The sequence below is a fragment of the Vibrio rubrogenes genome, from assembly GCF_059641415.1.
Window position 1 is genome coordinate 1 of the sequence record NZ_JCARSY010000031.1, and the last position, 14,918, is coordinate 14,918.

Annotated in this window: 12 protein-coding genes; 8 read left to right on the plus strand and 4 right to left on the minus strand. The window is 45.1% G+C overall.

What is annotated here, in order from left to right; all coding sequences use genetic code 11:
* Positions 1 to 60: 60 nt before the first annotated feature.
* Positions 61 to 1,605, minus strand: a complete 1,545-nt coding sequence (locus tag AC55NX_RS16720) for a histidine phosphatase family protein (protein ID WP_496996766.1) — start codon at positions 1,603 to 1,605, stop codon at positions 61 to 63.
* Between the two features lie 191 nt (positions 1,606 to 1,796).
* On the opposite strand from AC55NX_RS16720, the gene AC55NX_RS16725 reads away from it, so the two are divergent.
* From AC55NX_RS16725 to AC55NX_RS16750, 6 genes are all read left to right on the plus strand, one after another.
* Positions 1,797 to 3,626, plus strand: coding sequence for an ABC transporter permease (locus tag AC55NX_RS16725; protein ID WP_496996767.1), 1,830 nt, complete (start codon positions 1,797 to 1,799; stop codon positions 3,624 to 3,626).
* Position 3,627: 1 nt separating this feature from the next.
* The gene (locus AC55NX_RS16730) at positions 3,628 to 4,767 is read left to right on the plus strand and encodes an ABC transporter ATP-binding protein (protein WP_496996768.1); all 1,140 of its coding nucleotides are present in this window, start codon (positions 3,628 to 3,630) and stop codon (positions 4,765 to 4,767) included.
* 53 nt (positions 4,768 to 4,820) lie between these two features.
* Positions 4,821 to 5,924: an ABC transporter substrate-binding protein gene (locus AC55NX_RS16735; RefSeq protein ID WP_496996769.1), complete on the plus strand. Its 1,104-nt coding sequence runs from the start codon at positions 4,821 to 4,823 to the stop codon at positions 5,922 to 5,924.
* 95 nt (positions 5,925 to 6,019) lie between these two features.
* The gene (locus tag AC55NX_RS16740) at positions 6,020 to 6,829 is read left to right on the plus strand and encodes an inositol monophosphatase family protein (protein ID WP_496996770.1); all 810 of its coding nucleotides are present in this window, start codon (positions 6,020 to 6,022) and stop codon (positions 6,827 to 6,829) included.
* A gap of 12 nt (positions 6,830 to 6,841) precedes the next feature.
* On the plus strand, positions 6,842 to 7,480 hold the full coding sequence (locus tag AC55NX_RS16745; RefSeq protein WP_496996771.1) for a dual specificity protein phosphatase family protein: 639 nt from the start codon (positions 6,842 to 6,844) through the stop codon (positions 7,478 to 7,480).
* Between the two features lie 19 nt (positions 7,481 to 7,499).
* Entirely contained in the window at positions 7,500 to 8,525 is a 1,026-nt protein-coding gene (locus AC55NX_RS16750) for a LacI family DNA-binding transcriptional regulator (protein WP_496996772.1), read from the plus strand.
* A gap of 66 nt (positions 8,526 to 8,591) precedes the next feature.
* Here AC55NX_RS16750 and AC55NX_RS16755 read toward each other — a convergent pair whose 3' ends face one another.
* The 3 genes from AC55NX_RS16755 to AC55NX_RS16765 form a co-directional block, all read right to left on the minus strand.
* On the minus strand, positions 8,592 to 9,590 hold the full coding sequence (locus AC55NX_RS16755; protein WP_496996773.1) for a glycoside hydrolase family 53 protein: 999 nt from the start codon (positions 9,588 to 9,590) through the stop codon (positions 8,592 to 8,594).
* 253 nt (positions 9,591 to 9,843) lie between these two features.
* Positions 9,844 to 10,848, minus strand: a complete 1,005-nt coding sequence (locus tag AC55NX_RS16760; protein ID WP_496996774.1) for a LacI family DNA-binding transcriptional regulator — start codon at positions 10,846 to 10,848, stop codon at positions 9,844 to 9,846.
* Between the two features lie 78 nt (positions 10,849 to 10,926).
* Entirely contained in the window at positions 10,927 to 12,030 is a 1,104-nt protein-coding gene (locus AC55NX_RS16765; RefSeq protein WP_496996775.1) for an ABC transporter ATP-binding protein, read from the minus strand.
* A 218-nt stretch (positions 12,031 to 12,248) separates the two neighbouring features.
* Here AC55NX_RS16765 and AC55NX_RS16770 point away from each other — a divergent pair, with 218 nt between their 5' ends.
* Together AC55NX_RS16770 and AC55NX_RS16775 are read left to right on the plus strand one after the other, a co-directional pair.
* The gene (locus AC55NX_RS16770; protein ID WP_496996776.1) at positions 12,249 to 13,484 is read left to right on the plus strand and encodes an extracellular solute-binding protein; all 1,236 of its coding nucleotides are present in this window, start codon (positions 12,249 to 12,251) and stop codon (positions 13,482 to 13,484) included.
* A 123-nt stretch (positions 13,485 to 13,607) separates the two neighbouring features.
* Positions 13,608 to 14,903, plus strand: a complete 1,296-nt coding sequence (locus AC55NX_RS16775) for a carbohydrate ABC transporter permease (protein WP_496996777.1) — start codon at positions 13,608 to 13,610, stop codon at positions 14,901 to 14,903.
* Positions 14,904 to 14,918 lie beyond the last annotated feature (15 nt).

Consider the following 14,918-nt stretch of genomic DNA (forward strand, 5'->3'; position numbering starts at 1 on the left):
TTGAATTATTTTAAATTGATACTGTTAATATATAACTTTTAATTTGTGATAAATTACCAATTAATCAGTGGTGGTTAATTCTTTTTTATAACAGCGTTTAAGTTCAGTTAGACTGTAAAAATACTGTGTTCCCGGAAATACTTTACAATCTGCTTTAAAGCCAATTTCTTTTTCGTTGTAAAGCATTTTGACCAGTATTGCGCTGCCTTCTGTATTATTCTTATAAACATCCCACTGTATATTTGCAGAATATGGCGTTACCCAACCACCACGCCATTCATTATTTTCTTGAGTGTAAAGAACAGCGGGATCGGCAGATTGAGTACTACCTTTAACATGAAGTAACGCTGCGAGAGGTATGATCTCTTCTGCATGGGCAAAGCGAACTTTCGCTACATGTTTCGTGGTTTGACTATTATTTGCCACCGCATCCATTTCATTGAACATATCTTTTAGCAATGGTTTCGCGATGTTATATGTCACGCCATTCCCATCGGAAAAACTCGGGCCTTTTTCATAAAAGTCTTCTGCATCAGACTGATAAGAAAACCATGCCGACTCTTCGGCAGTAATAAACTGTTTTAGATTCCATTCTCCGCCCTGAGCTTGCGCCTCACGTATCATGCCAGGTGCGATACTAAACATGCTGTAAAGCATCGAAGCCGCATCGACTTCATTGTGCACATACTTCCAGTCGTCTTCGATTTCATCAGGTTTTCTGGTATTGGTTTTAAAACAATTGTCCGCAGCGATGTCGCATTTTTTATTATCCGAAACCCCATTTTCCAGAAAGTCGACAAACTCTTTTGTATAAATCCGCTCTAACATCTGACGGGCAAGTAACTTCGTTTGTGGCAGCTTTTGAATGGCATCAAAGACGGCTTCTAACTTTTCTGAATCTTTAAACTTTTTGTAGGCTTTATAGTTATCCGCATACTCGCGATATTGATCGTTTTTTTTCGGGTTGGTTTTATGGAAATAAAGCTCAAACTTATTCACCAGTTGCTTATCGATTTGATCAGGCTGCGTTTGTGTTTGATAGCAGTGTGTCGCGTCATTTGCTATGTAGGCGACATCGTTTGCCAGCGACTGCATAAAGTAATACGCAGTTTGATTTGCTCGCTCTTTACCAGAGGTTTGCACCTGGATGCAAACAGGGTTTTTATCATCATTCGTCATAATAGAAGACAGACGCCGGGCCATACGTGATGCAATTCCGGCTGGTTCTTCTTCACCGATTTTGGTTAATAATCCATAACCCAATTTTTCATTTGCGGTGATTATTTGATCGATAATCGGGCCAATTTTTTCACCTAATTTTGTTAACTGGCCACGTTTTTTTGCCAAATCCCAGACTTGCTTCGTCAGTATATCGTACTTAGGGCTGGATAAAGTACGTGCGCCATGTCGCTCAACTAACTGTGTAAAAACAACATGATAGTCAGATGGTGCAGGTTCATAGCCGGTCAAATCTTGCTGAGCCGAGTAGGTCGTTTTGCTGCTGTATTGATATGTATCTGATGGTTGTTGTGCATGAATGCTACCACTCATGCTACTTAACAACCCTGCATAAATCGCGGATGCAATAAGAGTATAACGAGTCATCAATCTTCCTTAATGTCAAAGTGAAATTGTTGCTCTATTGAGCATGTTAAAGGTTGGTCAGAACATTAAACAGACTTTATTACAGCTTTATTTCTTATTTGAATGTTCTGCACGTACGTGCAATATATTCATATTTCTGTCATCTGACTCTTCTAAGGTAATCAGCATCAACACATCAAAAGGAGAGCGTTGTGTTTGGATTACCAACTTGTTCTGCGCGGATGCAAACAAGTGCATTACACAAGGTAAAACATCGTTTTGCGGTTGCCAAGCAAGAACCGGCGAACCTGTTAGCGTTATTGCTATTGATGTTTTTCGCTTATTTAATTGTTGCTCCGGTGCTGTCGATTGCAACTGACGCATTCATTGTTCAGTCCGGCGACGAAATGCGTACCCATCAAACAGAAGGTGCAACGACAAGTTATTACCTGAGTCGGGTACTGACTTCTCGCATGTCACAACTCTTATTGTGGCAACCGCTGCAGCACACAATCAGTGTGGCCGCACTAACCGTATTTTTCGCTTTGTTATTGGGTGTGACACTGGCGTGGTTGGTTAACCGTACCGATATGTTCGGCAGGAAATGGTTTGCGACTGCCTTGATTGTGCCATTTATGTTGCCTTCATGGACTTTCGCCTTGGCGTGGACAACCATTTTCAAAAATCGCACCATTGGTGGTCAGCCAGGATGGCTCGAAGCCATGGGCATCACTATGCCGGACTGGATCGCCTATGGCTTTTTCCCCATGGTCGTGATTCTGGTAATTCACTATGTGCCGCTGGTTATTTTGATTGTCGGTAATGCACTGCGCCGCTTTGACTCTCAATTAGAGGATTGCGCGCGCATTCTGGGTGCTGAGCGTAAGACGATTTCTCTACAAATTATCTTACCTTTGATTCGTCCTGCTCTGCTTTCTGCGGCATTACTGATTTTCGCCGATTGTATTGGTGAGTTTGCGATTCCTTATATCCTTGGTTTGCCAGTCAATTTTAATACGCTGTCGACCAGCCTGTATCGTGCTTTAGATTCCCGGCAAAGTGGCGTGGCCGCTGTGGTGGCGCTGGTGATCATGTTGATTGGTATCGTCACACTGATAATTGATATGCGCATGATGAAAGAAGCCCGCCGCTTTATTACCGTTGGTGTGAAAGGGCAAATGGAACGAACCAACCGACTCGGGGTTATGCGTTTACCGGCAACCGGACTGGCAAGCCTGTTTGTGATGATTGGGGTCGCAATCCCGCTGATTACTTTATTCCTCTCTACGATTATGATTCTGCCGGGGCGCTTTAATCCGGAGAATTTTACCTTTGACTATTGGATTGGTGAAAACCTCGATACCTTAGCCCTGCATAGTGGCATTCTGCTTACGCGGGAGTTCTGGGATGCCGCCTGGAATACCGTCATGATCGTGGGAAGTGCCTCACTCATTTCAGGTGTGTTAGGACTATTGGTCGGTTATGCGGTTATACGCTGTACGATTCCTTGGGTAGGACAGTTTCTCAAACAAGTCACTTTTATGCCGTACTTAGTACCCGGTATTGCCTTTGCCGCTGCGTTTCTTTCTCTGTTTGCCGTTTCACACGGGCCAATTCCTGCACTTTATGGCTTACCGGTTTTACTGATTATTGCGCTGATTGCAGAACAAATGCCATTCGCCAGTCGTTCCGGCATCGCTGCGATGACACAACTAGGCAAAGAGCCCGAAGAAGCCGCCCGTATCGCCGGAGCGAACTGGTTGACCCGCTTAATTCGCATTATCGTACCGATTCAGGCTGCACCTTTGGCAACGGGAATCTTATTACCTTTTATTTCCGGAATTAAAGGGGTCAGTCTGTTTATTATTCTCGCGATTCCCGCGACCGACGTCTTAACGACCTATTCACTACGTCTGATTGACTATAACTATGACCAGGCCGCGAATGCTGTGGTACTGATGATTGCGCTGGTTGCCTGGGGAGGCACGGTACTCATTCAACGTATTTCAGGCACCGGACTGGCACAAGGATTGGAGAGTTAATATGCCAACCATCACTTTATCTCAATTACAGAAAACCTATCCGGGAGCCAAAAGCGCAGCGGTAAAAGGGTTGGATTTAACCGTCAAAGAAGGTGAATTCATGTGTTTGCTCGGCCCTTCTGGTTGTGGAAAGACCACTATCTTACGGATGATCGCTGGGATAGAGCACACAACCGGCGGCTCTATTTCAATTAATGATCAACTGATGGATTCCGTCGAACATGGCTGCTTTGTTCCACCGGAGAAACGCGGCATCGGGTTAGTCTTTCAGAGCTACGCCTTATGGCCCCATATGACGGTAGAAGAGAATGTTGCATTCGGTCTAAAACTGCAAAAAGTCGCCAAAGATGAACGACTACAACGCTGTCAGGATGTGATGGAAAAGCTGAGAATTGCCGGTTATGCCAAGCGTTACCCTTCGCAGCTATCCGGTGGGCAGCAACAGCGCGTCGCGCTGGCTCGCATGCTGGTAGTGAATCCCGGCGTTCTTCTGCTTGATGAACCATTGTCGAACTTAGATGCTGCACTGCGTCTGGAAATGCGTGCGGAACTCCGTCGAATTCATCAAACCTTCGGGACAACGATTGTATTTGTCAGCCACGATCAATGGGAAGCAATGACACTGGCAACCACCATTGCCGTGATGAGTAACGGAGAACTACAGCAGGTTGGCACACCGGACGATATCTATGCCACACCCGCCAACCGTTTTGTTGCTGAATTTATCGGGACACCGAAACTGAACATGATCGATTTTGCCGATGGCGCCAATAGCAAAAGTGACATCAAACGTGAAATTGCTCGCCGTTATACCGATATCGACAAAGTCGCACACTGTGGTATTCGTCCGGAAGCGCTGGTATTACACAAAAATTCAGTGATGAATAGTACTGAAATGGTGGTTGAATCCATCATGCCGACAGGCGGCAGTTGGGTGATTGAACTGGTGAGCGGGCAAGACCGACTATTTCATTCAACCCAGTTACGACCGACCTATCAAGCTGGGGACATTCTCTATTGTGAACTGCCCAATGAAGCGCTGCACTTTTTTACACCGCATGGCGAGCGGGTAGAACTTTTACCATTAAGCATCAATCCTATCTGGCCTGACGTCACAAATGTTTGTGCTCATTTAGCTTAACTCAACCTGAAACACATTGATTGACAATTCCCATGAAGGAAACGGAGATGAAGATGAAATATAACTTGCTTGCGCTGTCGATTGTGACTGCAGGCCTATCATTCGCGACACACGCCAATGAATCATTTGATTTGGATGCATTAGTTGCTGCTGCGCAACAAGAAGAAGCGATTACGGTGTATGCGCCGACCGGTAAAATTGTTCAGCAAGCAAAAGATTTCACTGCCAAATACGGCGTTGAGGCGGTCGGGATCAAAGCGAAAGCACCGAATATTATCGAGATCATCGGCCGCGAAGCTCAGGCCAATAATGTTAAAGCGGATGTCGCACTCATCGAAGATGCACCGGCGGCCCAAGTTCAGCTCTTAGATAAGGGCTATGTCTTCAGTTGGGTACCTGATGATATGAAACAAGATATCGCCACAGATTATCAGAATCCATTGACGGTTGTGCTTGCATCCAATGTTTGGGCCTATAACACCGCACAATACCAAACTTGCCCGCTCACCAACATCTGGCAACTGACTGAGCCGAAATGGCATCATAAAATCGCAATGCAGGATCCGCTGATTAAGCCACTTTATGCGGATACTTTTAATCAAATGGCGACCCACTATGATGATCAAATGGCCAAAGCGTATCAGGATCTTTATGGTCATCCCCTCAAAACGGATGAAGGCTCCGCAACGGCAGAATTTGTCAAGCGTCTGGCCCGGAACGGCCCGTTACTCACCAAATCAGACGGTGATGCCGCGCAGGCAATCGGCGCTCCTGATGTCAAAGACAGCTTTGTCGGACTGATCAGTACCGCTAAATTCCGTGAAAATAAAAACGGGATGAAACTGGGCATTTGTGCCGGACTGAAGCCATTTATCGGTGTGCTTTATCCGTCTCCGGGTGTGATCACCACGAAAACGAATAGCCCGAACGCCTCTAAACTATTTATTCATTATCTGATGACGGCTGAAGGCATCAAATTGCAAGGTATTGATGGCAAAATCTCTGCTAACCAGAAAGTGGCTTTACCGGCAGAAGAAGCATCCGGTATTCAACAATACCGCGATCAATTGATGATGTATAAGATGACGAGCTTAAATTCAGACTGGCAAAAACGTCAGGACTGGATGGATCTGTGGAGCCTCAATTACCAACGCTAATTGACACCGCCCCCAGTTTATAGAGAACCTAGATACAGAACGACCAACTCACTTGCTGCGCAGAAATCCTGCGCAGTTTAACCGGACAGAATTTTTTGAACCCATTAGAATTAGACGCCAGAGAAACAACTCTGAAAGAAACATTACAGCAAGCCGGGGCGCTTGCGCTTTCACATTTCAAATCTCGTCGCCCGGGGGAATATACCCTGAAAGGTGCTCAGGATTTTTTAACCGAATCCGATACTGTGGTTGAACAGTATATCCGTCACAAACTAAAAGCGGCTTTTCCGGCTGACGATATTTTAGGTGAGGAAGTTGGCGGGCAGGTAGACAATTCCCAGCTTTGGATTATTGATCCGATTGACGGTACGGCCAACTTTGCCCGTGGTATTGAGCACTTTTGTGTGGTACTCGCATTCGTAAAAGATGGCGTGACTTTGTTGGGGGGGATATTTAATCCAGCCACCGATGAGCTTTATCTTGCACGGAAAGGTGTGTATGTGGAGAAAAATGGTATGCCATTGCGCGTGGCAACAACATCCGAATTACAAGCCACCTCATGTGAGCTGGGCTGGTCAAACCGAGTGACGCTGCAACGTTATCTGGATGTCTATACAGCGCTGCTTGAGTCCGGTGTCAATATCCGACGCGGCGCTTCCGGTGCATTAGCCTTAGCCTGGGTTGCCGAAGGTCGCACGGATGGCTATGCCGAACTCCATATGAATGCGTGGGATTGTCTTGCCGGACTATTGATGGTTGAAGAGGCGGGGGGCATGACTTGTCGTTTCCCTAAAAACCACGCCGATATCGGTCACGGAGGGGCAGTCCTTGCCGCTGCTCCTCACATCGCCCCGGCGTTATCTGAAGCCACTCAGATCGAAATCAAACCTCTAGTTAGCAATTAAAATCGGGAAATCATGATGATCACAAACCTTCCTCATTATACTCGCCCGCCGATTAGCCTGATCGAGAGCCATATTCCTGCATGGGATGTCGATATTTATATCGGAGGCTCGACCGGAGCTGCAGACATCGAACTGCTGCGCAAACACAATATTACTACTGTCCTCAACTGTGCGGTCAATCTGGACATAGACTGGGTGGATCAGCTTGATCCTCAACATACAGAATCTCTGTCTCAATTTGGCTGGGGGCCAATTCGATATTATAAAATCGGTTTGATCGACGGTCCGGGGAATCCCGAATCTATGCTGCTAGCGGGATATCACTTAATGCGTTCATGTTTAAGCCAACGGATACCGGAAAAACCATCATACAAAGTGAGAGAAAAAGGGAATATTCTGGTTCACTGCCGTGGCGGTCGAAGCCGCTCAGTCACCGTTGTCGCAATTTTTCTCCATTTAGAATGGCCAGAAAAATACCCGACATTAGACTCAGCGATTGCTCATATTCGCGATAAACGTCAATTGCATCCGGACGAATGGTTCGAAACACCCAAACCGATGCTCATCGAACTTGCACACAGAGCGATTAAGATGGAACATCTTTTACGTCAGGCTGGCTTTGGTCAAGATCGGTTGAATTCAACTTTGTGAGTCATTCAAAAGTAAATTTATGAGTAATTCGAAACAAAAAATTGTAGCAAGTGCAGCAGAAGTTGCACGTTTAGCCGGCGTTTCACGCTCAGCGGTTTCGCGCACTTTTACCCCGGGAGCCAGTGTATCGGAATATACCCGGCATAAGGTGTTAGAAGCCGCGAAAACTCTCAATTATCATGTCAATCATCTGGCGCGGGGACTCTCCAATGAACGTAGCCGACCGGTTTGCCTGCTCGGCGCCAACTTAAATGCGCCTTATCAGGCTCGTTTACTGGATGCCCTAACCCTAAAACTGCAGCAAGCAAGTCGTGCTGTGATGGTGATTAATACTTCAGGTGTTGAAGCTGATGCCGATGCAGCCTTACGGCAAACGCTGAATTATCGGGCTTCAGCGACTATCGTATTATCAGGAACACCGCAGGCGTCTTTGGTCGAAACTTGTGTGAATAGCGGTCAACACGTCATTCTGGTCAACCGTGAAGGACAATTCGACGGTGCCGATCATATCTCTCTGGATTATTCCAATACCATGTACGATGCCTTGTACATGTTGAAACAAGCCGGATGCCAAAGGCTTGCCGTTATTTCTTCCACAATCCAGTCACCAAGTTTATTGAAAAGAGAACAACTTTTCTTCGCTGCAGCTGATGAGAGTAATATCGAATGTACCGTCTACCGCTGCGGCCCGACAAGTTATCAAACCGGTGTTGAAACCGCACGACAAATTCTTCCTTCGCGCCAGCGTCCTGATGGTGTGTTCTGTGTAACGGATTTAATTGCATGTGGCTTTATGGATGCAGCCCGACAGGAGTTTAAACTAAACATACCGGAAGATCTTTGTGTTATCGGTTTTGACAATATTGAACAAGCGGGCTGGTTAAGTTATCAACTGACCACCTTCGGCCAACCTTTAGATGAAATGACCAATGCCATCATTGAACGGTTGGAAAAAACCGAAGGCGCTGAACAAAGTGCAGAGAAGTTACTGTTTACTGCACCTTTAATCTGGCGTCAATCAGTGCGTTTAACGCCCTCATGTTAACGGATACTGAACTTTTGATGATGCCCCTCATCATTTTGAGGGGCTTGGCAAATCATCTGCTGTGAGTTATTCAAGGAAAGCATCCAGAGCCTCTGTCGGGCGGCGCGTATCTGGATTCCATGCGCCCAAGGTATAGCCTTGCCAACTGTAGGCCTGTGGCTCCCAGTAGAAAATCCCAATCCCTTTGCCCTGATTGACCTGACGTACTTTTTGGATCATGTCTGCAACAATCGTTTTCGATTCAGGATCATCCCAAGGCACACCGATTTCCGTGATCATCACTTCAGTACCATAGCGATTGACCATGTCATTCAGGTTATTCAGACATCGGCGGTTTGCTTCTTGCCAAGTCAGGCCGGTCGCATTCTTGGGATAAGACGATGCACCAATCACATCCCACCAGGCACTATTGGACTGTAATCCGTCAAATATCCAGCGAAAATTATCGCTGTCATGGCAATTCGCCAAATGAACAATGACTTTTGCATTGGGGAAAACTTCTTTCGCAGCGTTGCGTCCGCTATTAAACAACCATGCATAGTTACGCATGTTGCTTGACGCCATCCCGTCATTCCATAGCATGCCGTTATTGGTTTCATTACCGATCTGAATCCATTTCGGCGTAATGCCGGCAGCTTTTAAGGTATTGAGTGAGTCGCGGGTGTAAGACCAGACTTTCGCCATTAAATCATCAAAGCTGAGTTGCGCCCATGCAGCAGGTTTCCATTGATTGCCCGGATCTGCCCACGTATCGCTATAGTGGAAATCAATCATCACGTCCATATTGGCGGCCTTCGCCCATTTGGCTTTGGTGATCACATCTTCAAGTGAATTGTAATACCCATCGCTGGGGTTAACCCAAACCCGTAAACGGACTGCGTTCATGCCATGGTCGCGTAATATTGAAAGGACATCTTGTCGATAGCCCCAATCGTTGTAGAACTCGTAACCACTGTCTTCCATCTGAGTGATCCAGCTAATATCCGCGCCTTTAATCAACGCATGAGAATAGCTCGATGTGGCTAATGAGCTGAAGATAGCAAGTATTTTTAGGGTTTTGTTCATCGTTTCACCGTTGTTATTTATTCACGTTATCGTCGCTTTAATGACGTAAAAATATAATAGCAACTGATTTTAATATTGATGTGATGTATTAATGTATTCGGGATGATTTTAATCAAGTGTTTTATAGGGTTGTGATTGTGGGTAAATTATATAAGTAAATTTACTTATATAATTGTGACGATGATCCTTGTGAAAAAATGATGGGATCAATGCGATTGCGATAGTGTCATTGTGAATAAAAACCGGCGCGAATTTATTTAATTTTAAAACTGTCCCGCCATATAAATTCATGACCAAATAAAACTGTTTTTTTATACTTTCTGCCCGCCATTTTTTCAATGAACATATCGATGGCGACTTCTCCCATTTCAAATGGAAATAGTCTCATTGTTGTCAGACTTGGACTCATGTGTCGGGCTGACGAAATATCATTGGTTCCGATGACTTGTATGTCTCCGGGAATGGTTAACCCACACTCATAAATCGCGCGATAAACCCCGACGGCGACCATATCTGTTGCCGCGTAAACCACATCGGGAAGTTCATCGAGCTGTAGCATTTCTTTCATCGCTTGATATCCGGATTCGATGCAATATTCTTTACTGACTTTACATAATGCCTCGTGATACAAGCCGTGTTCTTTGGTTACTTTACGAAAGACATGCAAGCGTTCCTCATTATTGCCGATAAAAGCAGGGCGTTTACAGCGGTTATTTAACACATGCTGCATGACTTCATTGGATAACGCTAACCGGTCAATTAAGACAGCATCTGTTTTGCTGCCCAAGGGGTTAGAATCAACAAAAATAATATTTTGGTTCGCCTGATACAAAGTTTCGACAACCTGTTTGGAGAAATGTCCGACCGCGATCAGGGTCGGGGCATTTTCAATCACTTTTAGATTGGCATCGATTTGATCCAAATGGAGTGTTTTTAAATCGATGCCTTTTTCTAAACAACGGTTTTGAATACCGGCACGAATAGACGTGAAATACGGATCGTCGATTTCCTGTGTGGGGGTTAAAAAGTTCAACATCACAACTTGTGTGTCAGACGGCTCATTGGTTTTGGTGACTTCATGATGAACAAACTGTTTTTTACTCCGTTTAGGGGATTGATAACCCAGTGACTCTACGGCCTCCAAAATAGCTCGTTTCTTATCTTCACTGACAGATAAAGTCGGGTCTTCGTTAAGAAAGCGCGAAATAGTGGAAGTAGAAATATTAGCTCTTTGTGCAATGTCTTTAAGTGTAGCCAAAAGATTACCCTATATTATTTTTATCGAACGATCCGATGATGCCAAAGCGTATTCTGAATGCACTTTGGCACGAAGGCGTTAATGCGTTGATTGTACAGAATTAAATTGAATAACGTTTCCATCGGGTTCAAAAATGTGTAAATGGGAAGGTGATGTAAATAACGAAATTGACTTACCCGGCTGTATTTGTGTATCCCCATGGTGAAGGTACTTGAAGTCATCCACACCGCCACATTGGCCAAAGATGTACGTCATGCCACCCAGTCTCTCGACTACTTCACACTGGAATGCCAGCGTGATGATATCCGGACTTGTCGTGAGATGTTCAGGCCTGATCCCTAATGTGAGCTCTTTACCGGTTTCAATTTGCGCTGTTCTTATCGGTAAGGTGATTGAACGGCCAACATTGAGACTTACGGTTAAGCTGCTTTCATCCCAGCTTTCAACGGTACAAGGAAGAAAGTTCATTTTAGGCGAGCCGATAAATCCGGCAACAAATCTGTTAATCGGGTGATGGTACAGATCCATAGGTGAACCCACTTGCTCAACTTTTCCATCACGAAGCACGACGATTTTATCAGCAAGCGTCATGGCTTCGACTTGATCGTGCGTAACGTAAATCATGGTTGACTTGAGCTCTTGGTGTAATTTTGCAATATGCAGGCGCATGTCTACCCGTAGTTCTGCATCAAGGTTTGATAGCGGCTCATCAAACAAAAAGACTTGCGGATCTCTGACGATTGCCCGGCCGATAGCAACGCGCTGACGCTGCCCCCCTGAAAGTTGGGCGGGCTTACGATCGAGCAGTTGTTCCAACTGCAGTGCTTTGCTGACCAAGCGCACTTTTTTATCAAGTTGCTCTTTTGGCACTTTATTGACTTTTAGCGAGTACCCCATGTTTTCAGCAACCGTCATATGCGGGTAGAGCGCATATGATTGGAATACCATGGCGACGCCTCGTTCTGACGGGGGAGTGTCGTTGACGACATTTCCTGCAATCGAGATGGCCCCATCACTGATCTCTTCCAGACCGGCAATCATACGCAACAGCGTTGATTTGCCACAGCCTGAAGGACCGACAAATACGACAAATTCACCTTCTTCTATCGACAAGTTTACGTTGTGAATGGTTTGGGTATCGTCAAAACGTTTTACGACATTGGATAATTGAATCGAAGACATTTTAAGTTCCTCATTAATGATAATAAATAAAAAGTGTGTGATCTAATTCGTCTTTTATTTAGTAAATTTTATTTTTAATTGCTCGTTTTATCACAATAACCACTTGTTAAAGTGATTTATATCACGCGAATGAATTGCTTGTATGGAAAAAATAACACAAGAGAGCATATTTGCACCATAAATTTTATTTTTTACCAAAAACGAAGGCGTGAAATTTTATGAATAATAATAAATTTAGTAAAAAAATAGCTGCGCTCGCAGTGACCGCTCTGCTTTGTTCGCCAATGGTGTTGGCGCAACAATCCTTGTTAGTCTGGGAAGACATTCAAAAGTCTTTTGGTAATGAAGAAGCGGTTGCAGCATTTGAAAAACAGCACGATGTAAACGTGAAAGTCATTGAAATGCCATACGGCGGTCAGATTGAATCTCTGCGTATGGACGGCCCGGCGGGCACCGGTCCTGACGTGGTCTTAATTCCCCATGATCAGATCGGCGGGGCGGTTATCCAAGGTTTACTTGCACCGGTTCAGGTTGATAAAGCGGTTATCGACACATTTAGTCAATCATCGATTGATGCACTGACTTACAATGGCGTCCTCTACGGCTTACCCAAATCGGTTGAAACCGTATTTATGGTTTACAACAAAGATCTTATTTCTGAACTACCAGAAACGTTGGATGAAATATTTGAATTATCGAAGAAGTTCCGTAAAGAAAATAAATACGGTTTGCTGGCAAAATGGGATGAGCTTTATTACACCTATGGCATTTTAAATGGTATGGGTGGCGACGTTTTCGGTAAAAAAGCCGACGGCTCTTACGACCCTGATAAAATATTACTCAACACTCCCGGGGCGATAGAAGGCGCGAAATTTATTCAAAAGTTCTACACGTCTGAAGTATTTCCAACCGGTATTATTGGTAATAACGGCCTGAATGCGATTGATTCACTATTTACGTCGGGCAAAGCCGCGATTGTTCAAACTGGTCCTTGGGCACTACAGCCATATAAAGAAGCGGGAATCAACTACGGTGTCGCACCTCTGCCAAAATTACCATCCGGTAAGCCTATGGGATCATTTATGGGGGTGAAGAGTTATAGCATTTCCACGTTCTCGAAAAACAAACCATTAGCGCAAGAGTTTATTACATTCATTAACAATTATGATAATGCCAAGCACCGCTTTGAGCTGACAGGTGAAGTACCGGCAGTGAAAAAACTGGTGAACGATCCGGTGATCAAAAATAACCCGGGTGCAAATGCTGTTGCGAGACAATCTATGCACGCGACCTCGATGCCTTCCATTCCGGAAATGAATGAAGTATGGGGGCCTGCGAACAGCGCACTGCAATTGATCGCGACCAATAAACAAGATGCGAAAAGTGCACTCGACTCTGCGGTAGAAAGCATCCATATGCAAATCGAAGCGAACCACGCCATGATGGGCCAATAATTTAAGGATATTTTCTGGCAAAAGCAGTTGTTGACTCTAATACCTGTTTTTGATTTGAGCTGACAGATGCCAGAAATTTTCTCCAGATGTTTTTCGAAACGGAGTTTGTAAGTGATACCTGACATGAGTGAACATTTTAAGCATGACTCGGGACGCTATCGATCCCACCGATTGACGGCCTCCTTACTGGCGTTCATACCTGGCTTTGGCCAGTTCTATAACCGACAGTTTGTAAAAGGCATGATGTTTTTTATCTTGCTCACGAGTTTTTATGCCGTAACCAGTGATTTTATTTCTCACGGAATGTGGGGGCTTGTCACACTGGGCGAAAACCTGCCTGAAGACAACTCGGTTTTCCTGCTCGCAAAAGGGATTATCGCCTCGCTTGTGGTTGTATTTGGTTTAGCGGTTTATGTATTGAGTATTCATGATGCGTACAAAAACGGCCAATTGTTTGATGAGGGGCGCCCGCTGAATTCATTACGCGTTCAGTACCGCAATGTGATCAATGCCGGTTTTCCTTATCTGATGATCAGTCCCGGTTTTATCCTCTTGGTGTTTGTGGTGGTGTTTCCGATTATCTTTGGTTTCGCCATTGGCTTTACCAACTACAACTTATACAACTCACCACCGGCAAAACTGGTTGACTGGGTTGGGTTAAAGAACTTCTTTAACATTTTCCAAATTAACTTATGGCGAAACACGTTTATCGATGTATTGCAGTGGACGGTCGTCTGGACGTTAGTTGCATCGACATTGCAATGTACTGTCGGCGTGCTGTTGGCGATTCTGGTCAACCAGAAAGACCTGAAATTTAAGCCATTGATCCGGACCATCTTTATTCTGCCCTGGGCGGTACCCGGTTTTGTCACCATCCTGATTTTTACCGGGATGTTTAACGACAGCTTTGGGGTGATCAACAACGTGATTCTCGACTGCTTTGGGATTGAACCGAAAGCTTGGCTGACAGACCCGTTCTGGACCAAGGTCGCGCTGATCATGATTCAAACCTGGCTCGGTTTCCCGTTTGTATTTGCCATGACAACCGGGGTGTTGCAGGCGATCCCGGGTGATCTGTATGAAGCGGCGACGATGGATGGGGCAAGTAAATTCCAACAGTTAAGGACGATTACCTTACCGCTGGTGCTGTACTCCATTGCACCGATTTTAATTACGCAATACACGTTTAACTTCAACAATTTCAACATTATTTATCTGTTTAACAATGGTGGTCCTGCGGTCATTGGCAGTAACGCGGGCGGCACAGATATCTTAGTGTCATGGATTTACAAATTGACGATGTCCTCATCGCAATACGGGGTTGCCTCTGCAATCACCTTGTTACTGTCGATTTTCGTGGTGGGCATTGCGCTTTGGCAATTCCGGATGACCAAGTCATTCAAAGAAGAGGCGAGATAATCATATGATGAGTAT